The organism is Sphingomonas sp. 1185, from assembly GCF_040544655.1.
GTDB lineage: Bacteria > Pseudomonadota > Alphaproteobacteria > Sphingomonadales > Sphingomonadaceae > Sphingomonas.
Genome location: NZ_JBEPKL010000001.1, coordinates 394,216 through 406,242, shown reverse-complemented (window position 1 = coordinate 406,242; position 12,027 = coordinate 394,216). Strand labels below are relative to the sequence as shown.

13 protein-coding genes are annotated in these 12,027 nt (G+C 68.5%); 2 read left to right on the top strand and 11 right to left on the bottom strand.

All coding sequences use genetic code 11. The features are described from left to right. Positions 1-8 precede the first annotated feature (8 nt). Entirely contained in the window at positions 9-791 is a 783-nt protein-coding gene (locus ABIC44_RS01795; RefSeq protein ID WP_309702153.1) for an SDR family NAD(P)-dependent oxidoreductase, read from the top strand. 21 nt (positions 792-812) lie between these two features. Continuing rightward, positions 813-1,331: a YciE/YciF ferroxidase family protein gene (locus ABIC44_RS01790; RefSeq protein ID WP_309696014.1), complete on the top strand. Its 519-nt coding sequence runs from the start codon at positions 813-815 to the stop codon at positions 1,329-1,331. Positions 1,332-1,380: 49 nt separating this feature from the next. Here the strand turns inward: ABIC44_RS01790 and ABIC44_RS01785 are convergent, their stop codons facing one another. From ABIC44_RS01785 to ABIC44_RS01735, 11 genes are all read right to left on the bottom strand, one after another. Further along, a complete protein-coding gene (locus tag ABIC44_RS01785; RefSeq protein WP_354293267.1) occupies positions 1,381-2,088 on the bottom strand; it encodes a ZIP family metal transporter in 708 nt (235 codons plus the stop codon). A 138-nt stretch (positions 2,089-2,226) separates the two neighbouring features. Next, a complete protein-coding gene (locus ABIC44_RS01780) occupies positions 2,227-2,955 on the bottom strand; it encodes a 3'(2'),5'-bisphosphate nucleotidase CysQ (protein WP_354293266.1) in 729 nt (242 codons plus the stop codon). Continuing rightward, positions 2,952-4,865, bottom strand: coding sequence for a sulfate adenylyltransferase subunit CysN (gene cysN / locus ABIC44_RS01775; protein ID WP_354293265.1), 1,914 nt, complete (start codon positions 4,863-4,865; stop codon positions 2,952-2,954). The genes ABIC44_RS01780 and cysN overlap by 4 nt, the downstream gene beginning before the upstream one ends. A gap of 1 nt (position 4,866) precedes the next feature. After that, entirely contained in the window at positions 4,867-5,766 is a 900-nt protein-coding gene (gene cysD / locus ABIC44_RS01770) for a sulfate adenylyltransferase subunit CysD (RefSeq protein ID WP_354293263.1), read from the bottom strand. A gap of 49 nt (positions 5,767-5,815) precedes the next feature. Continuing rightward, positions 5,816-6,034, bottom strand: a complete 219-nt coding sequence (locus ABIC44_RS01765; protein ID WP_307099352.1) for a hypothetical protein — start codon at positions 6,032-6,034, stop codon at positions 5,816-5,818. Positions 6,035-6,073: 39 nt separating this feature from the next. Further along, entirely contained in the window at positions 6,074-7,327 is a 1,254-nt protein-coding gene (locus ABIC44_RS01760; RefSeq protein ID WP_354293262.1) for an N-succinylarginine dihydrolase, read from the bottom strand. 5 nt (positions 7,328-7,332) lie between these two features. Next, entirely contained in the window at positions 7,333-8,352 is a 1,020-nt protein-coding gene (locus tag ABIC44_RS01755; protein ID WP_354293261.1) for an arginine N-succinyltransferase, read from the bottom strand. Then, a complete protein-coding gene (locus tag ABIC44_RS01750) occupies positions 8,349-9,551 on the bottom strand; it encodes a hydrolase (protein WP_309696002.1) in 1,203 nt (400 codons plus the stop codon). The genes ABIC44_RS01755 and ABIC44_RS01750 overlap by 4 nt, the downstream gene beginning before the upstream one ends. A 48-nt stretch (positions 9,552-9,599) precedes the next feature. Continuing rightward, positions 9,600-10,511: a DUF481 domain-containing protein gene (locus ABIC44_RS01745; RefSeq protein ID WP_354293260.1), complete on the bottom strand. Its 912-nt coding sequence runs from the start codon at positions 10,509-10,511 to the stop codon at positions 9,600-9,602. A gap of 10 nt (positions 10,512-10,521) precedes the next feature. Continuing rightward, positions 10,522-11,037 carry an RNA pyrophosphohydrolase gene (locus tag ABIC44_RS01740; RefSeq protein ID WP_354293259.1) on the bottom strand — a complete coding sequence of 172 codons (516 nt, stop codon included), beginning with the start codon at positions 11,035-11,037 and terminating at the stop codon, positions 10,522-10,524. Then, positions 11,034-12,014: an alpha/beta hydrolase gene (locus tag ABIC44_RS01735; protein WP_354293258.1), complete on the bottom strand. Its 981-nt coding sequence runs from the start codon at positions 12,012-12,014 to the stop codon at positions 11,034-11,036. The genes ABIC44_RS01740 and ABIC44_RS01735 overlap by 4 nt, the downstream gene beginning before the upstream one ends. Between the last annotated feature and the right edge of the window lie 13 nt (positions 12,015-12,027).

Genomic DNA, 12,027 nt, shown 5'->3' with positions numbered 1-12,027 from the left:
GGTCCGACATGGCAGAGACATTCGCAATCGTGACCGGCGCCTCTTCGGGCATCGGCTATCATCTGGCGGCGTGCGCGGCGCGGGACGGCTATGACCTGCTGATCGTCGCGGACGAACCGGCGATCCACACCGCCGCCGCCGATCTGGCCGCGCTCGGCACCAAGGTACAGGCGGTCGAGGCCGACCTGTCCACGCTGGAGGGCGTCGACACGCTGCTGGCGGCGGCGGACGGGCGGCGGATCGACGTGCTGTGCGCCAATGCGGGCAACAGCAAGGGCGGCGCGTTCCTCGACCAGCCGGTGGAGGACTGGCGGCGATCGATCGACACCAACGTCACCGGCACCGTCCATCTGCTCCAGCGGGTGCTGACCGGCATGGTCCGGCATGGCGAGGGCAAGGTGCTGGTCACCGGGTCGATCGTCGGCTTCATCCCCGGCCCGTTCAACGCGATCTACAATGCGACCAAGGCGTTCATCGACAATTTCACCGAGGCGCTGCGCAACGAATTGAAGGAGCAGAAGGGCGTCACGCTGACCACGCTGATGCCCGGACCGACCGACACCGAATTCTTCGCGCGCGCCGACATGCTCGACACCCGCGTCGGGTCCATGGACAAGGACGACCCCGCCCAGGTCGCGCGCACCGGCTGGGACGCGATGAAGGCGGGACGGGGGCACATCACCGCCGGGCTGCTGAACAAGGCGCAGGTCGCCGCAGCAGGCGTCGTCCCGCAATCGGTGCTGGCCGAAGCCCATCGCAAGATCGCCGAGCCCGGCTCGGCCGACCGCTGACCATCACGAAGGAGACGGACCATGGGCCTATTCAGCAAGGACATCGCGACGCTGGACGATCTGTTCGTCCACCAGTTGCAGGATATCTATTATGCCGAGCATCAGATCACCAAGGCGCTGCCCAAGATGATCGAGAAGGCGACCGACCCGCAGTTGAAGGCGGGCTTCGAGCAGCATCTGCGCGAGACCGAGGGGCAGATCCGGCGGCTGGAACAGGTGTTCGAGATGCACGGGACGACCGCCAAGGCGGTCACCTGCCCGGCGATCGACGGCATCATCAAGGAGGCCAATGAGGTCGCGGGCGAGGTCGCCGACAAGCAGGTGCTGGACGCGGCCCTTATCGCGGCGGCGCAGGCGGTCGAGCATTATGAGATCGCCCGTTACGGCACGTTGGTCGCCTGGGCGCGGCAGCTGGGGCGCAGCGACTGCGCGGCGATTCTGGACGAGACGCTGGCCGAGGAAAAGGCGACCGACGAGAAGCTGACCGGCCTGGCCGAAGGCGGCGCCAACGCGGCGGCGGAAGCGGTTCAGCCCGCCTGACATTTTGGGTATCGCCGCCGGCTCCTCGCGATCCGGCGGCGGTCCCGCCTCAATGGGCGAAATGCGTGACGCCCAGCATCAGGGCCATGCCCGCCAGCGTCGCCATGCTGGTCCAGAGCCGGGGATCGAGCGCCCGGCTGCGCGGCACCAGCTCGCACGCGCCGATATAGAGGAAGGCCCCGGCGAACAGCGCCATCAGCGGCGCGAGCATCCCGCTCGGGATCGCGATGGCCAACCCCAGCACCACGCCCAGCATCGGCGCCAGCCCGTTGACCAGCAACCAGCGCCGCGCCGCCGCTTCGGAACGGGCGGCGAGGCTCAGGCTGACGGTGTTCACGCCGTCCGCCACGTCATGGGTCAGCACGGCCAGCGCGATCATCCATCCCGCCGCCGTATCGATCTGAAACGCCAGCCCGATGCCCAGCCCGTCCATCAGGCTGTGCAGGCAGAGCATGGCGGGGCCCAGATGCCCGCGCCAGGATTCGGCAGCGCGCGGGATGCCCGCCAATAGCCGGTCGAGCAGCATATAGCCCCCCAGCCCGGCGGCCGAGAACAGCATCAGCCCGCGTACCGGCCAGCGCCCCTCGGCGAGCCCCAGCGCCTCGGGAATCAGGTCGAACAGCGCGACGCCCAGCACGATCCCGGCGGTCACGCCCAGGACCAGCCCGATCCGATGCTGGAGACGCAGCGCCAGCAATCCGCCCGCCAGCGTCGCCACCATCGCCGCAAGACCGAAGGCTAGGGGAATGAACGTCATCGGGCGGACCGCGAAACGGAAGGGGCAAGGGGGGCAGGCGGCATATATTCCCCATGGACCAGCCGATGTGACGTTACAAGGTTACCTGTAACAGTCGTGGTCGCCTGCCGGGACGGGATGGGTGGGCCAGGTCGCGCGCTATCCGCGCGCGATCGCGTCCAGCACCTGCGCGGCGACCTCCTGGCGACAGATCAACAGATCGGGCAGCAGGGGATTCACGCAATTATAGACGAGTGGACTGCCGTCGATGCGCGAGGCATGAAGCCCGGCGGCCAGGGCAACGGCGGCGGGGGCGCAATTGTCCCATTCATATTGGCCGCCGTCATGCAGATAGACGTCCGCGCGCCCCTCGACCACCGCCATCGCCTTGGCGCCCGCCGACCCCATCGGGATCAGCGTCGCACCCAGCCGGTCGCCGACGCAGCGCGCGATGTCGGGCGCACGGCTGCGGCTGACGACGACGCGCAGGCCCGCCGGACAGGGGGGATGGACCGGGGGGAGGTCGTCGGTCGCGAACACCTGCCCCCGCGCCGGGACGGCCACCGCGCCGAGCGCCGGACGACCGTCGATGGCGAGGCCGATATGCACCGCCCACTCGTCCGACCCCTCGGCATATTCGCGCGTGCCGTCGAGCGGGTCGACGATCCACACCCGGCTGGCCGCGCACCGGGCGCGATCGTCGAGCGACTCTTCGGACAGGATGAAATCGTCCGGCCGTGCGGCACGCAGCCGGTCGAGGATCAGCGTGTTGGCGTCGCGATCCCCCCTGGCACCCAGCGCCGCGCCTTCCAGCCCGCTCGCTTGCAGGTCGCGGAGCAGCGCCCCCGCCTCGACGGCGATGGCCCGTGCGAGTTCGGCATCGGTCACAGGTCGTAGCTCCAGACGCCCAGCACATGCTCCACGATCCGCGAGGCGGCCTGTTCCGCCGTCTCCTTCGTCGTGTCGACGCGGATCTCCGGCCGTTCGGGCGCTTCATAGGGGCTGGAGATGCCGGTGAACTCGGCGATCTCACCCGCGCGCGCCTTGGCATAAAGGCCCTTGACGTCGCGCTCCTCGGCGACGGCCAGCGGCGTGTCGACGAAGATTTCGACGAATTCCCCTTCGGGCAACAGCGCGCGAACCATGTCGCGCTCGGCCTTGAAGGGCGAGATGAAGGCGGTCAGCACGATCAGGCCCGCATCGGCCATCAGCCTGGCGACCTCGCCCACGCGGCGGATATTCTCGACCCGCCCGGCTTCGGAGAAGTCCAGGTCGCGGTTCAGCCCGTGGCGGATATTGTCGCCGTCCAGCAGGAAGCTGTGGCGGCCCATGGCGTGCAGCTTCTGCTCGACCAGATTGGCGATGGTCGACTTGCCCGACCCCGACAGGCCGGTGAACCACAGCACGCGCGGCGACTGTCCCTTTTGCCGGGCATGCGCCTCGCGGGTGATGACGGTCGACTGCCAGTGGACGTTCTGCGCGCGGCGCAGCGCATGGTCGATCATCCCCGCCGCGACCGTCGCATTGGTCGCGCGGTCGATCAGGATGAAACCGCCCAGCGCGCTGCCTTTCTGATAGGGCTCGAACACGATCGGGCGGTCGGCATAGACTTCCGCCAGACCGATATCGTTGAGCGCCAGCGTATCGGCGGGGCGTTCCTCCTGGCTGTTGACGTCCACCACATGACGCGGCGGCTGAACCGTCGCGCCGACCAGCTGTGTGCCGAGCTTGAGCGAATAGCTGCGCCCCGGCACCAGCGGCGCATCGGCCATCCAGACGATGGTGGCGACGAACTGGTCGGCGACCTCGGGCGGGTCCTCGGCCGCCGCGATCACGTCGCCGCGCGAGCAGTCGACTTCCTCGGCCAGCACCAGGGTCACCGCCTCACCCGCGATCGCCTGATCCCGGTCGCCGTCATAAGTGACGATCCGCGCGATGCTGGTCGTCCGGCCCGACGGCGCGATCCGCACCCGGTCGCCGACCGACACCCGGCCGCTGGCGATCAGCCCGGCAAAGCCGCGAAAGTCGAGATCGGGCCGGTTGACCCATTGCACCGGCATACGGAACGACGCCGCGACCGCGCGGTCGCCGTCGATCGCCACCGTCTCCAGATGCGGCAGCAGCGCCGGGCCGTCATACCAGGGCATGTCGGGCGAAAGCGTGGTGACGTTCGCGCCGGTCAGCCCCGACAGCGGGATGGCGGTGAAACGCTCGATCCCGATGCCGCGCGCAAAGGCGGCATAATCGGCGACGATTGCGTCGAAGACCGACTGGTCGTTGCCGACCAGATCCATCTTGTTGACCGCCAGCACGATCTCCTTGATGCCGACCAGATGCGCCAGATAGCTGTGCCGCCGCGTCTGGGTCAGCACGCCTTTGCGCGCGTCGATCAGGATCACCGCCAGGTCGGCGGTCGAGGCGCCAGTCACCATGTTGCGGGTATACTGCTCGTGGCCTGGCGTGTCGGCGACGATGAACTTGCGCTTTTCCGTCGCGAAGAAGCGGTAGGCGACGTCGATCGTGATGCCCTGCTCGCGCTCGGCGGCGAGGCCGTCGACCAGCAGCGCGAAGTCGATATTCGCCCCTTGCGTGCCGACCCGGCGGCTGTCCGCCTCCAGCTGGCTTAGCTGATCCTCGAAGATGGTCTTGGAATCATAGAGCAGCCGCCCGATCAGCGTCGACTTGCCGTCATCGACCGAGCCGCAGGTGATGAAGCGCAGCATCGACTTGGCGGCATGGGTGGCGAGATAGGCGTCGATATCGGCGGCGATCAGCGCATCGGGTTGATAGGCGGTCATCTCAGAAATACCCCTCGCGCTTCTTCTTCTCCATGCTGGCGGCCTGATCATGGTCGATCGCGCGCCCCTGACGCTCCGAGGTGGTGGTCAGCAGCATTTCCTGAATGACCTCGGACAGCGTCGCCGCCTCGCTCTCGACCGCGCCGGTCAGCGGATAGCAGCCCAGCGTGCGGAAGCGGATCGAGCGTTCGACCGGCACCTCGCCCGGCCGCAGGCGGAAACGGTCGTCATCGACCATCAGCAGCATCCCGTCGCGCTCCACCGTCGGGCGGGGGGCGGCGAAATAGAGCGGCACGATCTCGATGCCTTCCTGCAGGATATACTGCCAGATATCGAGCTCGGTCCAGTTGGACAGCGGGAAGACGCGGATGCTCTCCCCCTTGTGGATGCGGCTGTTGTAGAGGTTCCACAGCTCGGGCCGCTGCGCCTTGGGGTCCCAGCCATGCGCGGCCGAGCGGAAGGAGAAGACGCGCTCCTTCGCGCGGCTCTTCTCCTCGTCGCGCCGCGCGCCGCCGAATGCCGCGTCATAGCCGCCCGCAGTCAGCGCCTGCTTCAACCCCTCGGTCTTCCACATGTCGGTGTGGCGGCTGCCATGGTCGAAGGGGTTGATGCTCAGTGCCTCTGCCTCCGGATTGCGGTGGACGATCAGCTCCATCCCCGCCGCCTCGGCGGCACGGTTGCGCAGTTCGTACATCGCCTGGAACTTCCAGGTCGTGTCGACATGGAGCAGCGGGAAGGGCGGGCGCGCCGGGAAGAACGCCTTCTTGGCCAGATGGAGCATCACGGCCGAATCCTTGCCGACCGAATAGAGCATCACCGGCCTTTCGGTCTCGGCAACGACTTCGCGCAGGATGTGGATGCTCTCGGCTTCGAGGCGCTGAAGGTGGGTTAGGCCAGTCATCGGATTGTCAGATAATGTCGCCAGCGAACCGCGCGACCAACTTATCCTGTCAATCGCGATAGTCCCGCTCCAGCGAGTCGAGAATCCGCGCACCCGCCATGAACACCGCAATGGGGCAGGCGGCGAACAGGATCTTGCCGGGAAGTCCCGGATAAGCGGTCAGATAATGCATCCCGCGCTCGACCGCGCCCAGGCCGAGTCCATAGATGACGAGAAACGCCTCGAACTTCGTCTTGATGGTGAACAGGGCGACCAGGCGGGACCACATGCGGCGCTTTACACCACCGCTCAGGCCCCGCGCCAAGCCTCAACCGGCGGCCAATATGAGACAGTCGAGCGATTCCAGCAGCGCGCGCCGGGCCCCCTCGACCTGTGCGATCAGGCGGGGATCGGCGATCCCGGTCGGATCGATCGCCTCGGGCCAATGCGCCTCGACGACGGCGGCGATCCGGTCGAGCGCGGCATGATCGACCAGGAAGCGCGGGTCGATGGTGGCGGGGTTGGCGACGACGCGCAGCCGCAGACAGGCGGGGCCGCCGCCATTGGCCATCGATTCGCGGACGTTCACCACCTCCAGCCGCCGGATCGGGCCATTGCCCGCGACATGCTCCTGTAGCCAGGACCAGACGGCGGCGTTGTCGCGCGCCTCTTGCGGCAGGATCAGCGTGGGCTGGCCGTCCGGCGGCGTGACGAGCTGCGCGTTGAACAGATAGGAGGTGATCGCATCCTCCAGGCTGACCCGCGCGGCGGGCACCTCGACGAGCTCGACATCGGGCATCAGGGTGCGCAGGTCGGCGTGGAGGCTCTCCCGGTCGGCAAAGGCCTGTTCATGCGCGAACAGCACGCGTTCATTGGCGACCGCGACGACATCGTTGTGGAAGGCGCCCGCCGCGATGGCGGCATCCGACTGGCGCGCGAACAGCACCCGGTCGGGCGACAGGCGATGCGCGCGCGCCACGGCCTCGCACGCCTGACGGTGCTGGCGCGCCGGGAAGGGGCCGCCGCTCTCGCCATAGACGAAGATCTCGACCCCGGGATGATCGTGGCCGCTGCACAGCCGCATGTGGTTGGCCGCGCCCTCGTCGCCGAACGGGGCGGGGACCGGCGGATGGACGACGAAGGCGGGATCGGCGAAGATCAGCTTGAGCTGCGCCAGCGTCGCGGGCCATTCGTGGCTGCGATGCGCCATGGTCAGCAGGTTGGCGACAGTCAGGTGGCATCGCCCGTCGCGCGTGTCGGGCGCGGGCGAGACGGTCGCCGCATTGGCTGCCCACATCGCCGAGGCGGACAGGCTTTGCGCCTTCAGGACGGGCGAGGCGGTGTCATAGTCGGTCGCCAGCCGCCCGAGCCAGCCATGATCGGGCCGGGGATGCGGCAGGAGGATGCCCTGTACCAGTCCCAGGTCGAGATTCGCGCGCATCTTGGCGATCCCCTGAAGCGCGGCGGCGCGGGGGTGCGAAGTCCTCCCCGCATTGCGGGTCGCGGCGAGATTGCCATGGCTGAGCCCCGCATAATTGTGGCTCGGCCCGATGATGCCGTCGAAGTTGATCTCTCTCAGCATGACGCTCACCGATCGATATGCAGGACGCTGTCGCCGACCGCCAGGTCGAGCGTGTTGGCGGCCTGTTCGGACAGGATGACCCCGCCGTCCCCGTCGCGCACCTCGGCCAGCGCGCAGCGGAAGTCGGTCAGCCGTCCCGCCGCCACCAGTGCCTCGCGCCCCGGATGCGCGTCGATCGCGACCACCCGGCTCTCGCGCGCGTCGCGGATGGTGCGCACCTGGTCGGTCCGCGCGGTCATGGTCGGACCGCCGTCGAAGATGTCGATATAATGCTCGAAGGCGAAGCCCTCATTCTCCAGCATCCGCATCGCCGCGCGGCCCGAGGGGTGGGGCAGGCCGATCGCGGCGCGCGCGGTGTCGGTCAGCATCGCGGTGTAGATGGGATGCTTGGGCATCAGGTCGGCGATGAACTGGTGGCCGTGGATCGCATTGAACTGGTCGGCTTCCTGGAAATTCATCCCGAAGAAGCGCCCCGCCAGCCCGTCCCAGAAGGGCGATCCGCCCGCCTCGTCGATCACCCCGCGCAGCTCGGCCAGCACCCGGTCGGCGAAGCGCGCCCGGTTGGCGCGCATGAACAGGTAGCGACTGCGCGCGAGCAACAGGCCCAGCCCGCCCGCGCGCTCGCCGGGATGCAGGAACAGCCCGCCGACCTCGCTCGCGCCCTCCAGGTCGGTGGTCAGCGACAGCATCTCGGCGCGGAAGGTGCGCTCCAGCTCGCGGCTATGCTGGGTCAGCGTGCCGATGCGATAGCTGTAGAAAGGATGTTTCTGCCCGACATGGGTGAAGATCTGGCAGGTGCCGCGCACCTCGCCGGTCGCGCGGTCCTCCAGCATCAGGACGAACAGCTCGTCCTTGACCTTGCCGTCGCCGTCACCGGCAAAGGCCTCATGGCTGCGCCCCAGCTTGGCGGTCAGGGCGCGGCGGTCGGGGGGCAGGTTGGTGAAGCCGCCGCCGGTCAGCTTGGCCATTTCATACAGATGGCGAAGGTCGCTATCGACCGCGGGGCGGATGCAGAAGCTGCTCATGCGGCACCGATGATGCGCAGGATGGTCAGCGCCGACAAGCCCGCGCGTTCGGCTAGGCTGTCGATCAACATATATTCCTCCGCCGAGTGGATCGCGCCGCCGCGAACGCCCATGGTGTCGACCACCGGAACCCCGGCCGCGGCGATGTTGTTGCCGTCGCACACCCCGCCCGTGTCGCGCCAGCCGATGGTCAGACCCAGATCGCCGCCCGCCGCGCGCACCGTCTCGAACAGCCGGGCCGCACCGTCGTCGATCGGTTTGGGCGGACGGTTGAAGCTGCCATGCACCGCCACGCCCACGTCATGCTCGGCGGCGATCCGCTCGGCAATGGCCTGCATCGCGGGGCCGGTCCGCTCGATCGCGGCGAGCGCGCGGGGGCGGAAATTGACGTGCAGCATGGCGAGGTCGGGCACGACATTGTTCGGCCCGCCGCCATCGATCCGCGCCGGGTTGACGGTGATGTCGTCCGAGCCCAGCCGCGCCAGTTCCAGCGTGATCCGTGCGGCGGCGACGATGGCGTTGCGCCCTTCCTCGGGATTGCGGCCCGCATGGGCGCTGCGCCCGCGCACGACGATGGTGAAATTGCCGGTGCCGCCGCGCGCCCCCGCCAGCGTCCCGTCGGGCAGCGCGGGTTCATAGGTCAGCGCGGCGACCTTGCCCGCCGCGACCCGCGCGATCAGCGCCGCCGACGATGCGGAGCCGGTCTCCTCGTCGGAGTTGATGAGGACGTCATAGCCGAACCGTTCGGCCAGCGGGCTCGCCTCCACCGCCTGGAGCGCGGCGAGCAGGACCGCCAGCCCGCCCTTCATGTCGGCGACGCCGGGTCCGCCGATGCGGTTGGCGTCGAGCCGCGTCACCGCCTGAAAGGGGTGGTCGGCCGGATAGACGGTGTCCATATGGCCGGTGAACAGCATCTGCACCGGCGCGTCGCGCCGGACCGAGAGATGCAGGTGGCGGCCATGGTCGAGGGGGGCGAGCCGCCCGTCCGCGCCGACCCGCTCGACCCGGTCGGGATCGACCAGCGTCAGCGTGCCGGGCAGGGTGCCGAATCGCTCGGCCAGCCGATCGGCCATGATCGCCAGTCCGGGCAGGTTGCGCGTGCCGCTGTTGATCGCGGCCCATTGCTCGACCAGCGGCAGCATCGGATAGGCGGCGGCGGATGCCACGGCGTCGCGTTCGATGGGTGTCAGTCTCTCCATCGCGCGAGACTATGCCATGCCATGGGGGCAGGTGAACCCCCCGCCGCGTCAGAAGCTGTACACCACCGAGGCGCGGGTGATCGTGTCGGTCGTCTGGCGGCCCGCCGGTGGCTGGCTTTCATACTGGACATTATACGAAATCTGCGCGGAGAGCGGCCCGAACACCTTGGCGTTCAGCGCCGAATTGGTGCCGATCGTGCTGTTGAACTTCTGGAGATAGGCCGAGGCGCTCTGGGTCAGCGACATGGCTGGGGTCAGCTTCCAGACGAAATTCAGGTTGCCGCGCGCCGCCAGCGCGCTTTCGATCCGACCGTCGGTGAACTCGGTATGCCGGAACGCCGGGCCGAGTTCGACGTCCAGCGTCATGCGGGGTTTCCGGATCGCGCTGTAACCCGCACCCGCCGAAGCCGAGAAACGGTTGAAATAGCCGAGGAAACGGTCGCCTTCATATTGCGCGGCGCCGTAAACGTAATTGTTCGCGCTGAGTTTGTAATTGGGTTCGTAGGACGCGACATAATGTTCGCGGCTGGTGACGCTGAAGCTCTCCTGATAATCGCCCTGGACGTGCAGCTTGTGCCGCCATTGCAGCCCCTCGCGCGTCAGGTCGAGCACGCCGGTCAGCCCCAGATTCTGGCTGTTGCCCGTCGTCGCGAACCCGCCCAGTTCGACGCGGCCATGCCACAGGTCGAAAAAGGTCGCCTCGCGCAGCGTCCGGCTGCGGCTGGCGGTCTTTTCGTCGCGCCAGACATCGGCCATCGCATCGATCGCGTCGGCGGCCTCGGGCACGGCGTTGCGGGCATATTTGACGACCGTGGTGATCTCGGTCTCGTTCCCGCTGGCGATCGCGGCCTCCAGCATGGCACGGATCGGCGGCGGGATCAGCGCGGGGTCGGGATCGTTCGGCTCGGCATTGGCCAGCAGGCCGAGCGCCATGGGGATCAGCAACAGCCGGGTCTTCATGGTTCGTGCCTTACGCCTTTGGCGGTTCCGCGGAAACGGTGCGGGCCCCGTACCCTGCGGTGAAATGCGCCGCGAAGACGACCAGCAGTTCCTCGTACAGCGCCTTCTTGAACGGCACGATCATCGCGGGCAGCGTCTCCGGCTCGGCCCAGCGCCAGGCGCGGAATTCGGGATGCTCGGTGTCGATGCGGATGTCGCCGTCCTCGCCCAGAAAGCGATAGAGGAACCAGATCTGCCGCTGGCCGCGCCATTTGTCCTTCCACACCTTGCCGATCATGTCCTCGGGCAGGTCATAGGTCAGCTCGCGGGGGGCCCTGGCGATCAATTCGACCTTGTCGGCGGTGACGCCGGTTTCCTCGAACAGCTCGCGAAGCCCCGCCGCATCGGCATCCTCGCCCGGATCGATCCCGCCCTGCGGCAGCTGCCACGCCTCCAGCGTCGAATCGATCCGCTGGCCGACAAAGACCCGGCCGTCGCGGTTCATCAGGATGACGCCCGCGCAGGGGCGATAGGGAAGGTCGGTCATGGCTGTTGTCCCATTTCGCTATGCCCCATCGCCTCGGCGATCAGTGCGCGCAACGCAAGCAGAAATCCGGTGAGGTCGGCAACGCCGGAGGGGATCGCCTTGCGAAGCGTCGCAAAGCCGTGGATCGTGCCCCGCGCCTCGCGGAAGGTGACCGGCACGCCCGCGCGCGCCAGCGCGGCGGCATAGGCGCGGCCCTGGTCGCGGATCGGATCGCATTCGGCGGTGACGATGACGGCGGGCGGCATGGCGGTCAGGTCGCCGCGCATCGGGGCGGCGCGGACATCGCCCAGGTCGGCGGCATAGCAGGCGACGAACCAGTCCAGCATCGCCCGCGTCAGGAAATGCCCCTCGGCGAAATCGCGCAAGGACGGATGCGCGCGGCCCATGTCGGTCGCGGGATAGAGCAGCCCCTGCGCGATCACCGGCACGGCGGCGGGCCGGTCGCGCAGCGCCATGGCGGTGACGGTGGCGAGCGTCCCGCCCGCGCTGTCGCCGGTAACGATCAACCCGGTCGTACCCGGCTGTCCCGTCAGCCAGCGCGCGGCGGCCTCGCAATCCTCGGGTGCGGCGGGCCAGGGATGTTCGGGGGCGAGGCGGTAATCGACCGACACGACCGGCAGGTCGAGCCGCCGCGCCATCTCGGCCGCCAGCGAGGCGTGGGTGTAAATATCGCCGATGACGAAGCCGCCGCCATGGCAGAACAGCACGACCGGGCCGGGCGCACGCTCCTCGCGCGGATCGAACCGCCGCGCCGGGATCGGACCTGCCGGTCCGTCTATCGTGAAGGCGCGATCGGTGCCGAGCGGCCCGACCGGCGGATCGGTCAGGTCGCGCGCCGCACGCATCATCCGGCGCGCACCCTCGGGCCCCAGCTCATGCTGCGGTGGGCCGGGCAGGCGGTTGTAATAGCCGAGGAAGCGGGCGACATCGGCGCGCAGTTCGGGCAACGGGGCCGGGGCCCTCCTATCGCGGGTCATGGCTTCCTAACTA

What these genes read in the sequence shown, in the direction of transcription:
- ABIC44_RS01750 (WP_309696002.1), bottom strand. Translation starts at nt 9,551, where the DNA reads ATGGAGAGACTGACACCCATCGAACGCGACGCCGTGGCATCCGCCGCC.
- ABIC44_RS01735 (WP_354293258.1), bottom strand. Translation starts at nt 12,014, where the DNA reads ATGACCCGCGATAGGAGGGCCCCGGCCCCGTTGCCCGAACTGCGCGCC.
- cysD (WP_354293263.1), bottom strand. Translation starts at nt 5,766, where the DNA reads ATGACTGGCCTAACCCACCTTCAGCGCCTCGAAGCCGAGAGCATCCAC.
- ABIC44_RS01765 (WP_307099352.1), bottom strand. Translation starts at nt 6,034, where the DNA reads ATGTGGTCCCGCCTGGTCGCCCTGTTCACCATCAAGACGAAGTTCGAG.
- ABIC44_RS01740 (WP_354293259.1), bottom strand. Translation starts at nt 11,037, where the DNA reads ATGACCGACCTTCCCTATCGCCCCTGCGCGGGCGTCATCCTGATGAAC.
- ABIC44_RS01795 (WP_309702153.1), top strand. Translation starts at nt 9, where the DNA reads ATGGCAGAGACATTCGCAATCGTGACCGGCGCCTCTTCGGGCATCGGC.
- ABIC44_RS01785 (WP_354293267.1), bottom strand. Translation starts at nt 2,088, where the DNA reads ATGACGTTCATTCCCCTAGCCTTCGGTCTTGCGGCGATGGTGGCGACG.
- cysN (WP_354293265.1), bottom strand. Translation starts at nt 4,865, where the DNA reads ATGACCGCCTATCAACCCGATGCGCTGATCGCCGCCGATATCGACGCC.
- ABIC44_RS01745 (WP_354293260.1), bottom strand. Translation starts at nt 10,511, where the DNA reads ATGAAGACCCGGCTGTTGCTGATCCCCATGGCGCTCGGCCTGCTGGCC.
- ABIC44_RS01790 (WP_309696014.1), top strand. Translation starts at nt 813, where the DNA reads ATGGGCCTATTCAGCAAGGACATCGCGACGCTGGACGATCTGTTCGTC.
- ABIC44_RS01760 (WP_354293262.1), bottom strand. Translation starts at nt 7,327, where the DNA reads ATGCTGAGAGAGATCAACTTCGACGGCATCATCGGGCCGAGCCACAAT.
- ABIC44_RS01755 (WP_354293261.1), bottom strand. Translation starts at nt 8,352, where the DNA reads ATGAGCAGCTTCTGCATCCGCCCCGCGGTCGATAGCGACCTTCGCCAT.